The sequence below is a fragment of the Acinetobacter sp. NIPH 1852 genome (assembly GCF_022549455.1).
Taxonomy (GTDB): Bacteria; Pseudomonadota; Gammaproteobacteria; order Pseudomonadales; family Moraxellaceae; genus Acinetobacter.
The window spans coordinates 36,865-49,707 of sequence record NZ_JAKZGG010000006.1 but is presented as its reverse complement, the minus strand read 5'-3'; the positions used below and the strand labels follow the sequence as shown (position 1 = coordinate 49,707).

Annotated in this window: 13 protein-coding genes; 3 read left to right on the top strand and 10 right to left on the bottom strand. The window is 41.3% G+C overall.

Features of this window, described 5'->3' with window-relative positions; genetic code table 11:
- Positions 1-48: 48 nt before the first annotated feature.
- The 4 genes from MMO38_RS06490 to xerA all read right to left on the bottom strand — a co-directional run bounded on the left by MMO38_RS06490 (position 49) and on the right by xerA (position 3,682).
- A complete protein-coding gene (locus tag MMO38_RS06490; RefSeq protein ID WP_004668958.1) occupies positions 49-984 on the bottom strand; it encodes an FAD-binding protein in 936 nt (311 codons plus the stop codon).
- A gap of 17 nt (positions 985-1,001) precedes the next feature.
- Entirely contained in the window at positions 1,002-1,751 is a 750-nt protein-coding gene (locus MMO38_RS06485) for an electron transfer flavoprotein subunit beta/FixA family protein (RefSeq protein WP_004668959.1), read from the bottom strand.
- 466 nt (positions 1,752-2,217) lie between these two features.
- Positions 2,218-2,799: an HD domain-containing protein gene (locus MMO38_RS06480; RefSeq protein WP_241322979.1), complete on the bottom strand. Its 582-nt coding sequence runs from the start codon at positions 2,797-2,799 to the stop codon at positions 2,218-2,220.
- A complete protein-coding gene (gene xerA, locus MMO38_RS06475) occupies positions 2,789-3,682 on the bottom strand; it encodes a site-specific tyrosine recombinase/integron integrase (protein ID WP_241323080.1) in 894 nt (297 codons plus the stop codon). Before xerA ends, MMO38_RS06480 begins: the two co-directional genes overlap by 11 nt.
- Positions 3,683-4,060: 378 nt before the next feature.
- Here xerA and MMO38_RS06470 point away from each other — a divergent pair, with 378 nt between their 5' ends.
- A complete protein-coding gene (locus MMO38_RS06470) occupies positions 4,061-4,672 on the top strand; it encodes a LysE family translocator (RefSeq protein ID WP_241322978.1) in 612 nt (203 codons plus the stop codon).
- A 2-nt stretch (positions 4,673-4,674) separates the two neighbouring features.
- Here the strand turns inward: MMO38_RS06470 and MMO38_RS06465 are convergent, their stop codons facing one another.
- From MMO38_RS06465 to MMO38_RS06445, 5 genes are all read right to left on the bottom strand, one after another.
- A complete protein-coding gene (locus MMO38_RS06465; protein ID WP_241322977.1) occupies positions 4,675-5,280 on the bottom strand; it encodes an alpha/beta hydrolase in 606 nt (201 codons plus the stop codon).
- A 57-nt stretch (positions 5,281-5,337) separates the two neighbouring features.
- Positions 5,338-6,192 (bottom strand): diaminopimelate epimerase, encoded by an 855-nt coding sequence (dapF, locus tag MMO38_RS06460; RefSeq protein ID WP_241322976.1) that lies wholly within the window; start codon positions 6,190-6,192, stop codon positions 5,338-5,340.
- Between the two features lie 6 nt (positions 6,193-6,198).
- A complete protein-coding gene (lysA, locus tag MMO38_RS06455) occupies positions 6,199-7,449 on the bottom strand; it encodes a diaminopimelate decarboxylase (protein WP_004668965.1) in 1,251 nt (416 codons plus the stop codon).
- Positions 7,450-7,471: 22 nt separating this feature from the next.
- Positions 7,472-7,711, bottom strand: a complete 240-nt coding sequence (locus tag MMO38_RS06450; protein ID WP_241322975.1) for a lipoprotein — start codon at positions 7,709-7,711, stop codon at positions 7,472-7,474.
- 130 nt (positions 7,712-7,841) lie between these two features.
- Positions 7,842-9,350: an alanine/glycine:cation symporter family protein gene (locus MMO38_RS06445; protein WP_241322974.1), complete on the bottom strand. Its 1,509-nt coding sequence runs from the start codon at positions 9,348-9,350 to the stop codon at positions 7,842-7,844.
- Positions 9,351-9,704: 354 nt separating this feature from the next.
- Here MMO38_RS06445 and radA point away from each other — a divergent pair, with 354 nt between their 5' ends.
- Positions 9,705-11,096, top strand: a complete 1,392-nt coding sequence (gene radA, locus MMO38_RS06440; protein WP_241322973.1) for a DNA repair protein RadA — start codon at positions 9,705-9,707, stop codon at positions 11,094-11,096.
- 81 nt (positions 11,097-11,177) lie between these two features.
- Positions 11,178-12,182 carry a Tim44-like domain-containing protein gene (locus MMO38_RS06435; RefSeq protein ID WP_005195708.1) on the top strand — a complete coding sequence of 335 codons (1,005 nt, stop codon included), beginning with the start codon at positions 11,178-11,180 and terminating at the stop codon, positions 12,180-12,182.
- 122 nt (positions 12,183-12,304) lie between these two features.
- Here MMO38_RS06435 and MMO38_RS06430 read toward each other — a convergent pair whose 3' ends face one another.
- Positions 12,305-12,799 carry a hypothetical protein gene (locus MMO38_RS06430; RefSeq protein WP_241322972.1) on the bottom strand — a complete coding sequence of 165 codons (495 nt, stop codon included), beginning with the start codon at positions 12,797-12,799 and terminating at the stop codon, positions 12,305-12,307.
- Between the last annotated feature and the right edge of the window lie 44 nt (positions 12,800-12,843).

The following is a 12,843-nucleotide window of genomic DNA, read 5'->3' as shown; positions in this document are numbered from 1 at the left end:
TTTAACTGCTTGCGCAAGAGCGCTTTTTTACCTTAATTCAAAAAAGAATTAAAGTTTAGATACCAATTCAGGTACAACAGTGTTCAAGTCACCCACTAACCAGTAGTCAGCAACGCTGTTGATTGGCGCTTCTTCGTCTTTGTTGATCGCAACAATAACTTTAGAGTCTTTCATACCCGCCAAATGCTGAATCGCACCTGAAATACCGATTGCCATATAAAGATCAGGCGCAACGATTTTACCAGTTTGACCTACTTGGAAGTCGTTTGGTACGAAACCAGCATCAACCGCAGCACGAGACGCACCTTGAGCAGCGCCAAGTTTGTCAGCCAATGGATCAAGTACTTTGTGGTAGTTCTCACCAGAACCAACACCACGACCACCAGAAACTACGATACGTGCAGCAGTTAATTCTGGACGATCAAGTTTCACGATTTCTTCGTTTACGAACTTAGAAATACCCGCATCATTTGCTTCCGCAACTGTTTCAACAGCAGCAGAACCGCCTTCAGCAGCAACCGCATCAAATGCAGTACCACGAACTGTACCAACGATGATTGCTTCATCAGATTGAACAGTTGCGATTGCATTACCCGCATAGATTGGGCGCTTGAATGTATTTGCAGAATCAACAGCAATGATATCTGTGATCATGCTTACATCAAGAAGTGCAGCAACACGTGGGAGTAAGTTTTTACCCGTCGTAGTAGAAGCAGCAAGTACGTATTTGTAACCGCCTTTCGCGATGTCAGCAACTAAGCCAGCAACGTTTTCAGCCAATTGGTTTGCATAAGCAGCATTGTCAGCAAGCAATACTTTGCTCACACCAGCAACTTTAGCAGCAGCATCAGCAGCAGCTTGAGCGCCTGAACCTGCTACTAATACAGTAATATCACCACCGATTTTTTGAGCTGCCGCAACAACGTTTAAAGTTGCACCGTTAAGTGTCTGGTTGTTGTGATCAGCGATAACTAAAATACTCATGATTTTATCCTTCTGTATTAGATCACTTTCGCTTCATTTTTCAATTTTTCTACAAGCTCGTCTACAGACTTCACTTGCACGCCAGCTTTACGTTCAGCAGGTGCTTCAACTTTAATTGTTTTAAGCTTAGTACCAGTTGAAACGCCATAATCAGCAGGTGATTTAACATCAAGCGGCTTTTTACGAGCTTTCATAATGTTTGGAAGCGCAGCATAACGTGGCTCATTCAAACGCAAGTCAGTTGTGATGATTGCAGGAAGACCAAGCTCAACAGTTTGTAAACCACCGTCGATTTCACGCGTTACTTGAACCTTTCCACCATCAACTTTAACTTCAGATGCGAAAGTACCTTGACCAGCACCAAGTAAAGCGCCAAGCATTTGACCTACTTGGTTAGAGTCATCATCAATCGCTTGTTTACCTAGAAGGATAAGTTCTGGTTTTTCAGCATCAACAACGCCTTTTAAGATTTTAGCAACTTCTAAAGCGCCGACTTCATCAGCAGTTTCAACTAAAATACCGCGGTCAGCACCTAAAGCCATTGCAGAACGAATTTGTTCTTGAGCGTCTTTAGAACCCACTGAAACAACAACGATTTCTGAAACCGTTCCTTTTTCTTTTAAGCGAACCGCTTCTTCCACTGCGATTTCACAGAATGGGTTAATTGACATCTTAACGTTGGTAAGGTCAACCCCACTATTGTCCGGTTTAACACGAACTTTAACGTTGGCATCAACCACACGTTTTACAGCAACAAGAGCCTTCATGTAATCCTCGGCTGTTCTAAACAAGTAAATGTAGTAAAGAGCATTCTAACTCTTCGATCGAAACTTTTTAGGTGCCCTATCTTGCAATGTATTTGGCATTTTGGTCAAGTCACAATTTCCGCTACGACCAGAAAAAAGATGAAATGCCCAGTTCACAAATTTAAAACACCTATTCAGCATATAAAGCTGGGGTTTGATTAACATTAATATTACACTTTGATTTTTCTTATAATTTATAAATTCAACGACCTCGAATCGATATATTTTATCGAATAAACACGATCCGCAAGCGATCATAGCCAGTGAGTTTAGCGATTGCATCTATTTTGCAAAAACTTGGCAATAAAGTAAGAATACCAATTAAACAAATTTTCATGACAAAGTTGAAAATAGTCGGCTATTAAACACTCAATTTTGCAACATAATATATCGCTTCAGCCTAATTGCTTGGTGTTAACAAATCAAATTACCATTTAAACATCGGTAACGGGCTCCACGGTTTTTGCAATAAACGCTTCATACCCAAACAAATCAAAGTCTTGTGAAACCCAGAGTTTGGAAACTGTTTGGTTAATTTTTTAAACTCGCGCATTGGAATATTTGAACGTAATAAACCTAATGAAAAATCTGCATAATCGGCCTGTCTAAAATATTCAACCAGTGGATATTCGGAAGATTCTGTTTTGGTTAACTTATGATGTTCGGTAATCATCAAGCCGATTTCTTTTTCCCAATCTAACAAATCATTTGCAACAAGGTATTGATGCATTTGTTCTACTGATGGGGAGAGATAATCAATGGTTTTCGCAGTCCAAATACCAATATCGTGAAAAGCAGCAGCGATCGCTATTTTATAAATTGTCTCGCTTCCGTTATCTTGGCATAAGGTCAAACAACATGCTGCAACACGCTTACAATGATTGAGATAACCCTGATAATCTAACTGAATAACAGTCTTGTATTCCTGCAAGATCGTTTCAATCCAAGTGCTACATTGTATAAATGCATCATCATCTAGAGATAATGAAAATTGTTGTTTAATACTCATTTTTCTGCGCTCTTGGGTGGGCTTGGTCATATACTTTTGCGAGTTGATCAAAGTCCACATGCGTATAGATTTGGGTGGTTGAAAGATTACTATGCCCTAACATCTCTTGTACTGAACGTAAATCCCCACTGGCGGAAAGCATATGGCTGGCAAAACAATGTCTTAATAAATGCGGATGTAAATCGACATCGACTCCAGCTCTTTGCGCTTGCAGCTTTACTCTGTTTTCAATTTGCCGTGGTTTTAATATTTGACCTCGCTGGGTAATAAATACCGCTGAATCTGCAGTAAATTGCCCCGCCCAAATCCGATAGACTTTAAGCCATTCAATCAAACTTTCCTTAGCTTTAGCCCCAAAAGGAACAATACGTGTTTTATTACCTTTACCTGTAATTCTTAGTAACTGTCGATTGAAATCAATATCTTTAATGGTCAAGCCTTGCAACTCAGCCAAACGCAAACCACTAGAATAGAGCAGTTCCAATATTGCTTTATCCCGCAACCACAATTGTTGATCAATCGGTTTTTCAGGCGCTGTTTGGTCTAAGATTTGATTGACAGTTTCAATATCAATCAGACCAGGTAAAGGTCGAGATTGGCGTTTTAATTTAAAATCTTCTGCTGGATTTTGTGCTAAATATTGCCCCTGTTCCGCCCATTTCATAAATTGGCGAATTGAAGTCAAATGCCGTTGCAAACTACTTGCACCAAGTTGATCTCGTTCAACTCGCTCAGCCAAATACTGTCTTAGGTCAGAAGCCTCAACATCTTGCAACTGGAGTTGTTTATATTCACAAAATTGAAAAAAATCGGTTAAATCACGCCGATAAGCCGTAATGGTATGCTCTGACTGATTTTGAATCATCCGTTCTTTTAGCCACATAGAAAGCAGTTTTGCAGGGGTTTCCAAATAGCTCTCCATGTTATTGAATTCATCACGCCTACAGTCTAACAATTTTTTTATGCTGATGTATTAGGGTCTGTTGACATTTCACCTTACGAGCTATAGCTCTCATTGCGACATGAGCCATTTTTGGCGCAAGATTTTTTAGATGGTACAAGGCATGTTTTTCGAAATTTAGTCATTTTAAATGATGAGAAACACTGTTTCGCAAGATAACGTAGTATGAGGAACAACGTTCCGCAAGTAAAATGTCCCTGTCCTCGAACTTCGCCTTGCGCTGCGATCAAAGCAGTGCTTTGCTCTTGTTCAGGGTTGTAATACAATAAATTTCAAGTTTTAGATTTTAAGCTTAGCATAATGACAACAATTCTAATCCCTTATCTGATCGCTATTACATTACTCACCATTACTCCGGGTCTTGATACGACCTTGATTATTCGTACAGCAACACTCGAAGGTAAAGCAAAAGCATTTCAAGCTGCTTTAGGGATTAATTTGGGTTGTATTGCTTGGGGTGTAATCGTCGCTTGTGGTTTAGGGGCTTTGTTGATGACCTCCGATCTAGCCTTTGATGTTTTAAAATGGATCGGTGCCGCTTATCTCGCATGGCTTGGACTCAATATGATCTTCAAACCTAGAGCAGAACTTGCAAGTACAGCGAATTCTGGATCGAATCAAAATTGGTTTATCAAAGGATTTTTTGGAAATTTGCTTAATCCCAAAGTCGGTATTTTTTATATTTCATTTCTCCCTCAATTTATTCCACACTCTGCCTCACCGATTGCATGGACGATGGGACTGGTCATGATTCATGTGTTCATCGGATTTATCTGGTCTATGTTTCTAATTTCTGCCATGCAATCCGTATCACATTACTTAAAACAGCCAAAATTTATTCGCTACATGGATCGAATCACAGGCAGTATTTTTATTCTATTTGCACTGAAACTTGCATTCAGCAAACGTTAAAACTATAAAATGCTGTTCAAATAATGATTTATATGCTCAGCAACAATCTGTGCATGTGTATGCGCAAACTGGTGATCACCGCCCTGAATGACATGTAATTCAGCATGTGAAAAACACTGACTTAGATATTCTCCGACAGTAGGTGGACTCAAAGGATCTTGGTCTCCCCACAACAACAATACGTCGTTTTTGATTAAACCCAATTCAGCTTCAAAATTGATATTGGTTGTCACAAACCAATCTGGATATTGTAAATAATGCTGACGATATCCTTCTCTCCAATCTTGTACATCAAAAGGTTCCAGTGAAATTCCACCAGATGTCGCAACCAAAACCAATCCTTTTACCAGTTCAGGTTTGGTTAATGCCGCAGCCACAGCAAAAATACCACCCATTGATTGAGCAACGATGATACATTCTTGTTGTATTTGACCAACGACATAATCAATCAGTTCATCAAAACTTGTTAAGTCATGATTCGCTTCAACACTGCCAAATCCTGGATAACCGATAATTTCTTTAGTATAAGTGCTTGGCAATAAGTCACTGACAGGCTGCCAAAAGCTCAGATCACCTGAAGCACCGGGTAAAAAGATAATTTTATTCATAAGCAACTTTGTATGAGCCTAAAACAAAAAAGCACCATCATCTGGTGCTCTTTTTGGTTAACCTTGAAAATATCTTAAATCTAACCGTGCGTCATAGACATGTGTGGTTGGACCTGTCATCCAAACCACATCTCCTTCACGCCACGCGATATGTAACTTCCCACCCGCAAGCTGAACCTCAACTTCACTGGCAAGTAGACCACGGCGCATACCACTCACCGCTGCTGCACACGCCCCTGTTCCACAGGCTAAAGTTTCACCAACACCACGCTCGAACACACGTAAACGTACATGTTTTTCATCTAGGATTTGCATAAACCCAGCATTGACACGTTGCGGAAAGCGAACATGAGATTCGACTTGAGGCCCCATCCCTGCAACATCAGCAGTCAGCACATCAGGAACAATGGTAACGGCATGCGGATTGCCCATATTCACCACATCAATGTTGATACTTTTATCGTTGGCTAAACCAAGTGCATAAAGACCTTCAGCATCTTCATGTGCATCGGTTAAAAATGGGATCTCTTGTGGTAGAAACTTCGGATAGCCCATATTCACACGAACCAAACCATTTGCACCCAGCTCAGGCTCAACAATACCCGCTTTGGTCTGCACACGAATTTTGGTTTTCGTGGTTAAACGACGTTCATGTACAAATCGTGCGAAACAACGCACACCATTACCACACTGCTCTACTTCAGAACCATCCGCATTAAAAATACGATATTTAAAATCCACATCTGGAAAATCAGGTGGTTCAACAATCAAAAGTTGATCAAAACCCACACCAAAATGGCGATCTGCTAAACGCTGAATCGTCACGGTATCTAAATAAGCGCGCTGGGTAATCAAGTCAACAACCATAAAGTCATTGCCTAGACCATGCATTTTGGTAAATTCTAAATACATCCCCATTTACTCCTCAGGTAACAAATGCTCTCTTTCCCAGAGTGATTCTATTGTTTCACGTTCACGAATTAAATAGGCTTGATCACCATTGACCATAACTTCAGCAGCACGACCGCGGGTATTGTAGTTTGAGCTCATTACAAAACCGTATGCGCCAGCACCTAATACCGCTAATACATCATTTTCCTGCAATGCCAAATCACGCGCTTTACCTAGAAAATCACCTGTTTCACAAATGGCACCAACTAAATCCCAAGTTTTAGTTTCAACATCGGCATTCGGGTTTACGGACTGAATGTCCATCCATGCTTCATACAAAGCTGGGCGAATTAAATCATTCATTGCCGCATCAATAATGGCGAAATTACGATGATTGGTTGGTTTGAGTAAATCAACTTTAGTCAGTAATGCACCCGCATTGGCAGAAATACTACGACCCGGCTCCATATATACTTTTAAACCTAACTGTTCTAAAGCAGGTCGCAGTGCATTGGCATATTCTGCAACAGTAGGCGGTATTTCATCTTTATAACAAACACCCAAACCACCACCAATATCAATATGTTTTAGGGTGATACCTAGGCTTTTCAACTGCTCGATCATCAACATCACACGATCAAGTGCATCCACAAAAGGCTTGGTCTCAGTCAATTGAGAACCGATATGACAATCAATCCCGACGATCTCTAAGTTCGGAAGTGACGCTGCATATTGATAAGTTTCATTTACGGTATCGCTCGGAATACCAAACTTATTTTCTTTCAAACCCGTTGAAATATAAGGATGGGTTTTAGCATCGACATCAGGATTGACACGCAAAGAAATCGGGGCTTTTTTCCCTAATTTAGCCGCAACTTTTTGAATCCGATCAAGTTCGGCATAAGATTCAACATTGAAGCACGCAATACCGACATTTAAAGCTTTTTCAATATCTGCTTCAGATTTACCCAAACCAGAGAATACGATTTTTGATGGCTCACCGCCTGCTGCAAGCACACGCGCCAACTCACCGCCCGTGACAATATCAAAACCAGCGCCGAGTTTCGCCAAGACATTCAGAACAGCGATATTTGAGTTTGATTTCACCGCAAAACAGATTTGATGATCAATAAAATCAAAAGCACGATGCATATCCAAATAATGCTTCTCCAAAGTCGCTTTTGAATAAACATATAAAGGTGTACCGAATTGCTGTGCGAGCTGATCTAATGAACATTGCTCAGCATGCAATACTCCATTAATGCGCGTGAAACTCATGAAAATGTCCTTGTTTACAAACTTAAGGTGACGTTGGTTGTGATTCAGTCGTTGATAATGTTGCTTGGCTTTCCGCTTTCACTTCATCCTTATTTAGATCAGATGATACTTTGGCTGTAGATGCTTCATTTTTATAAAGCAGGTATTTTGCACGCTTATCATGGTTTGGATCAGAAGGAAGTTGCAATGCACCCGACTGACCACATGCGCTTAATACAACACAACTCAACAACACACTGATAGAACAAATGACTGGACGCATCTGAGCACCTAACTTTTACAATTCGCAGCAGTATAGCGTGATCAATCGATAGGCTAAAGTCTAAACATAAAAAAACAGCCACAAGGGCTGTTTTTTTATGTTGGGCGATACTTAACTAGAGAAAACTAGATCATTTTTTTTGTTCTTGTTCTTTTTCTTTCTTCAAACGATCTTCCCAGAATGTTGCATTACGGATTCCGAGTTTGACTGGATCAAAAGTAAACTTCGTCACGCCTGCTTTTTGTTGTTGCTCGTAATCGTTGAGTGCCTTGATGGTTGGTTTCCAAATGAAATAGGTCATGATAATACCAATGATATTAATCCATGCCATTAGACCAACACCGATATCACCGATCCCCCAAATATAACCCGTCGCACTAATCACACCATAAATAACGGCTGAAAGAATGAAGCATTTAGTCAGGAACATTAATGAAGGTGTTTTGGTGATATAGCTGAGATAAGTAATATTGGTTTCAGCAATATAGTAGTAGGCAATAATTGTCGTGAAAGCAAAGAAGAAAACTGCGAGTGCGACAAAGATTTGACCAAAACCACCAAAGACCGTACTTACAGCCATTTGAGTGAATGCTGGTGAACCAATTTCAACAGAAGCACCGACATTTTGCACAATAAATTGACCTGCTTCTAAAGTACCTTGAACGTTATACATCCCCGTAATCAAGATCATGAACGCGGTCGCTGAACAAACAAATAAAGTATCAACATAGACAGAGAAAGACTGTACTAAACCTTGCTGTGCTGGATGTTGAACTTCAGCCGCTGCTGCTGCATGAGGGCCTGTACCTTGACCTGCTTCATTTGAGTAAACACCACGTTTTACTCCCCAACCAATCGCAGCACCGATACCCGCCATTGGTGAAAAAGCATCAGCAAAAATCATTTTAACCACACCCGGAAGTTCCTGAATGTTCATAAAAATGATCACCAGCGCCATGATAATGTAGCCCAGTGCCATAAATGGTACAACAAACTGAGCAAATCGAGCGATACGCTTAATACCACCGAAAATAATGACCGATAATAACGTGACAATGATAACAAGTGCCAACAACTTATAAGCACCGACATTGCCAAAAACAATGGCACCGTCACCTGTAATTTGCGTAAATGCATTTCCGACTGCATTCGCTTGAATGCCCGGCAAGAACAAACCACAGGAAATAATTGCAGCAATCGCAAATAGAATACCTAACCAGCGCTGCCCTAGACCTTTATCAAAATAAAAAGCGGGACCACCACGATACTGTCCTTGATATTCAACTTTATAAATTTGACCTAAAGTCGATTCGACATAAGCGGTACTTGCACCTAAAAATGCAACCACCCACATCCAAAATACAGCACCCGGACCACCAAAACCAATCGCTGCGGCAACCCCAGCAATGTTACCTACACCAACACGACCAGAAAGTGAAACGGATAACGCCTGAAATGATGAAATACCCTGTGAAGAGGATGTTCCTTTAATTAATAGCCTTCCCATCTCCTTAAGCTGTCGTACTTGGACAAAACGCGTAAGAATAGAGAAAAATAAACCTGCACCTAAACATAAATAGATTAGCGCGGGGCTCCAGATAATGCCATTTACCCAATTAACAATTTCTGCTGCACTCATATATATCAACCTTTTTTATTAAAATTGGAAATATAACAACCGTTATATTTCCATTTGCTTGAGCATCAGCAATATCTATGCCAATCAACCGGAGTATCATGCCAAGAATTGAACAAATGCTCAAAACCGTCCATGGAAAAAGTGAACTGAACAAGTATATTAACTCAAAAACACACTGTATCTTACTTGTAAAAGTCTTATATCATGTTATTTTGCTGAGCACTTCCCTTTAACCAGTGAGTTACGAAAATCGCCCTTTTCTCTTCATCCTTATTAAGAGAAATACGATTGGCGCAATGTTTTCGTAATTACTTTACTTTTTAACTAATTTACAGAAAATTTTCAATTTTAAATATGGCAAAAATTAAAACTATTTACCGTTGTGAACAATGTGGCGCAGATCATCCGAAATGGGCTGGGCAATGTACCGAATGCGGTGAATGGAATTGTCTCACTGAAATCCGTATAGAACCGAGCGTCACTCATCGTAGTCAACCCAAAATGGGCGGTGGATATGCAGGTCAAGCAGCAAGTATTACCACCTTAAATCAAGTCTCCGTTTCCAATGAAACTCGCTTAGCCACAGGGGTGAGTGAGTTTGACCGTGTTTTAGGTGGTGGCTTAGTCACAGGATCAGTGGTCTTGATTGGTGGTGATCCGGGGATTGGTAAGTCTACCATCTTGCTGCAAACCGCCACCCACATGGCCAGCAAAAAAAGCTCAGCACTCTATATCACTGGCGAAGAATCACTTTCTCAAGTTGCATTGCGGGCACAACGTTTAGATTTGCCTACCGATCAACTCAAAGTCATGGCTGAAACTTGTGTTGAACGTATCTGTGATGTTTTAGCACAAGTGCGCCCTGCTGTTGCCATTTTGGACTCCATTCAAACCTTATATACCGAAACCTTACAATCGGCACCCGGTGGCGTCTCTCAAATTCGAGAATCAGCTGCATTACTCACCCGTTACGCCAAAAATAGCGGCACAGCTTTGTTTCTCGTAGGTCATGTCACCAAAGAAGGTGCACTGGCTGGCCCTCGTGTTTTGGAACACATGGTCGATTGCGTGCTCTATTTTGAAGGTCAATCTGACTCACGTTATCGCATGATTCGTGCAGTGAAGAACCGTTTTGGTGCAGTCAACGAACTTGGGGTCTTTGCTATGACCGATAAAGGTCTACGTGAAGTCGCCAATCCATCCGCAATTTTCCTGAGCCGTTATGATGAAGCCATCCCGGGTTCAATTGTAATGATCAGCCGTGAAGGTACTCGCCCACTCCTAGTTGAAGTTCAAGCCTTAGTCGATGATGCACATGGTCAACCTCGTCGTGTCGCACTAGGTTTAGAACAAAACCGTTTAAATATGTTGCTTGCAGTCATGCATCGACACGGCGGGGTTCAAACTGCTGGTCAAGACGTTTACATCAATGTGGTCGGTGGCTTAAAAATCACCGAGACAGGTTCTGACCTTGCGGTTCTACTTGCCTGCGCATCCAGCTTACGTGGCAAAGCCTTACCTCAACAATTGGCTGTTTTTGGCGAAGTTGGGCTATCAGGTGAAATCCGCCCAGTGCCAAATGGTCAGGAACGTTTAAAAGAAGCCGCTAAACATGGTTTTAAATATGTGATTTTACCTCGAGGCAACGCACCACAAAAACCAATTGAAGGTATCCAAGTGATTGCAGTTGCACGATTACATGAAGCCTTGACTGAAGCGATGCAACTTAGTGATGAATTGTCATAAAAAAAATGCTTTTCTAGTTGAAATTCAGTGCAAATGCCTGCATAAATACACTTACTAATTGGAACTAAATAGGGATTTTCGATGCAAGTACACCAGCGTGGCTTGATGGCCGCTTTATTAATGGCAACCTTGGTTGCTGCACCACTCGCAGAAGCGAAACGTGCAGGCGGCGGAAAGAGTCATGGTATGAGCAGATCTAACTCATCTAGCCAGTCTTATCAACAACCTCGCCAAGCGACTCCACCAGCACAACAACAAGCCGCTCCGACTGCTGCACCTCAAAAAGCAGGTCCTGGTGTCGGTGGTATGGTTGCCGCAGGTGTCGCTGGCGCAGCATTAGGTGCCGTTGCAGCAAACGCAATGGCAGATGATAAAGATCCAGCTCAAACAGAACAACAAGCTGTTGCAGCCGAGGAGGAGAAACAAGGGCTTCCTAGTTGGATTTGGGTTCTACTTGCAGCCGCCGCCGCCTTCTTTGTGTTCCGCAGATTAGGCGCAAAAAAAAAATTAGCAGCAGATAATCCGTACGCTCCGAACAATAGCGGTCGAAATAATTTTAGCCGTCAAACAACATCACAACCAACTGCTCGCCAAACAGGTGACAACACCAATATCTTTGGTCAATCAGTTGGTGGTGGTGCTGCGACTCAAGCACCGTTCGGCAATGCTCCAACTCAAGCACCATTTGGTAGTGCTTCGACCAGCAATGGCAATCAACTGCCAGATGGTACTGAACCAGCGGCATTCTTGCGTACTGCACGTCAACGCTTTAACCACATCCAATCAGTGAACAACGCAAATAATATCGAAGAAATTCGTCGTTATTTATCACCAGAGCTTTACAACTCGATGTATAGCGACATTATGGCCAACCAAGATCAAGATGTGGCTGAATTTAGCAACCTCAATGCAATGGTGGTCGAAAGTTCAACTGAAAATGGTCAATACGTTGTCAGCGTTCGTTTTACAGGTACTGTGAGCGAAGATCTGAATAGCTTGCCACAGCCATTTACTGAAATTTGGCACTTTGTTAAACCTGCTGGCTCACAACAAGATTGGGTTGTTGCAGGCATTCAACAAGCTTAAAATCTAATAAATAAAAAATGGCTACTTTAGAGTAGCCATTTTTTGCCCATTTTAATCTAAAAGAAGATAGAACATACTAAGCCAAAAACAACGTATTCCTTTCTATACAAGTATCTTGCTTCTTATCTCAATTGTTTTGAAATTTGCTTAAAACGATCACTATCCACTTGGTAATACACGGTTTCACAAATTTCTTGATTACCAAAACGACTCCCCACAGCCATGACCAAACGACTGTCTTTTTGGTAAACAATATCATTTTGGGTAAAGCCTTTCTGTTCACTATAACAATCAGCAAAGGTATCAGGCAAAATAAAGCTCTGCCCTGTTTTGGCATTATAGGCTAAAGCAAAGCTGCATCCCCCACCGCAACCAACCGTTTCCATAACATAGTGCCCTGCAAAATTTGGTTTTTGTTTGGACATCTCTTTAAATAAAGTGCGGTATTTCTGGCTATATGGATTGAGTTTTAAGGGGTAATTTTTTCCTGTGTACTTTTTCGCAGGATAATCCTGAAACGTGGGTGTTTTGGCATAGAGTGATGATGAGCCCAAAACCAATAGGATCGTATAAAAAACAGCGCGTAATTCAGCCCAGATTCTAGATAAAAAATACATTTCCATTCCCCCTTATACGCCATATGCTTGTCAACTTTAAAACG

Bases quoted from the DNA above. Each gene is read 5' to 3' on its own strand.
- radA (WP_241322973.1), top strand. From the start codon at position 9,705: ATGGCAAAAATTAAAACTATTTACCGTTGTGAACAATGTGGCGCAGAT.
- MMO38_RS06445 (WP_241322974.1), bottom strand. From the start codon at position 9,350: ATGAGTGCAGCAGAAATTGTTAATTGGGTAAATGGCATTATCTGGAGC.
- MMO38_RS06490 (WP_004668958.1), bottom strand. From the start codon at position 984: ATGAGTATTTTAGTTATCGCTGATCACAACAACCAGACACTTAACGGT.
- dapF (WP_241322976.1), bottom strand. From the start codon at position 6,192: ATGTATTTAGAATTTACCAAAATGCATGGTCTAGGCAATGACTTTATG.
- MMO38_RS06430 (WP_241322972.1), bottom strand. From the start codon at position 12,799: ATGTATTTTTTATCTAGAATCTGGGCTGAATTACGCGCTGTTTTTTAT.
- lysA (WP_004668965.1), bottom strand. From the start codon at position 7,449: ATGAGTTTCACGCGCATTAATGGAGTATTGCATGCTGAGCAATGTTCA.
- MMO38_RS06465 (WP_241322977.1), bottom strand. From the start codon at position 5,280: ATGAATAAAATTATCTTTTTACCCGGTGCTTCAGGTGATCTGAGCTTT.
- MMO38_RS06470 (WP_241322978.1), top strand. From the start codon at position 4,061: ATGACAACAATTCTAATCCCTTATCTGATCGCTATTACATTACTCACC.
- MMO38_RS06485 (WP_004668959.1), bottom strand. From the start codon at position 1,751: ATGAAGGCTCTTGTTGCTGTAAAACGTGTGGTTGATGCCAACGTTAAA.
- xerA (WP_241323080.1), bottom strand. From the start codon at position 3,682: ATGTGGCTAAAAGAACGGATGATTCAAAATCAGTCAGAGCATACCATT.
- MMO38_RS06450 (WP_241322975.1), bottom strand. From the start codon at position 7,711: ATGCGTCCAGTCATTTGTTCTATCAGTGTGTTGTTGAGTTGTGTTGTA.
- MMO38_RS06435 (WP_005195708.1), top strand. From the start codon at position 11,178: ATGCAAGTACACCAGCGTGGCTTGATGGCCGCTTTATTAATGGCAACC.
- MMO38_RS06480 (WP_241322979.1), bottom strand. From the start codon at position 2,799: ATGAGTATTAAACAACAATTTTCATTATCTCTAGATGATGATGCATTT.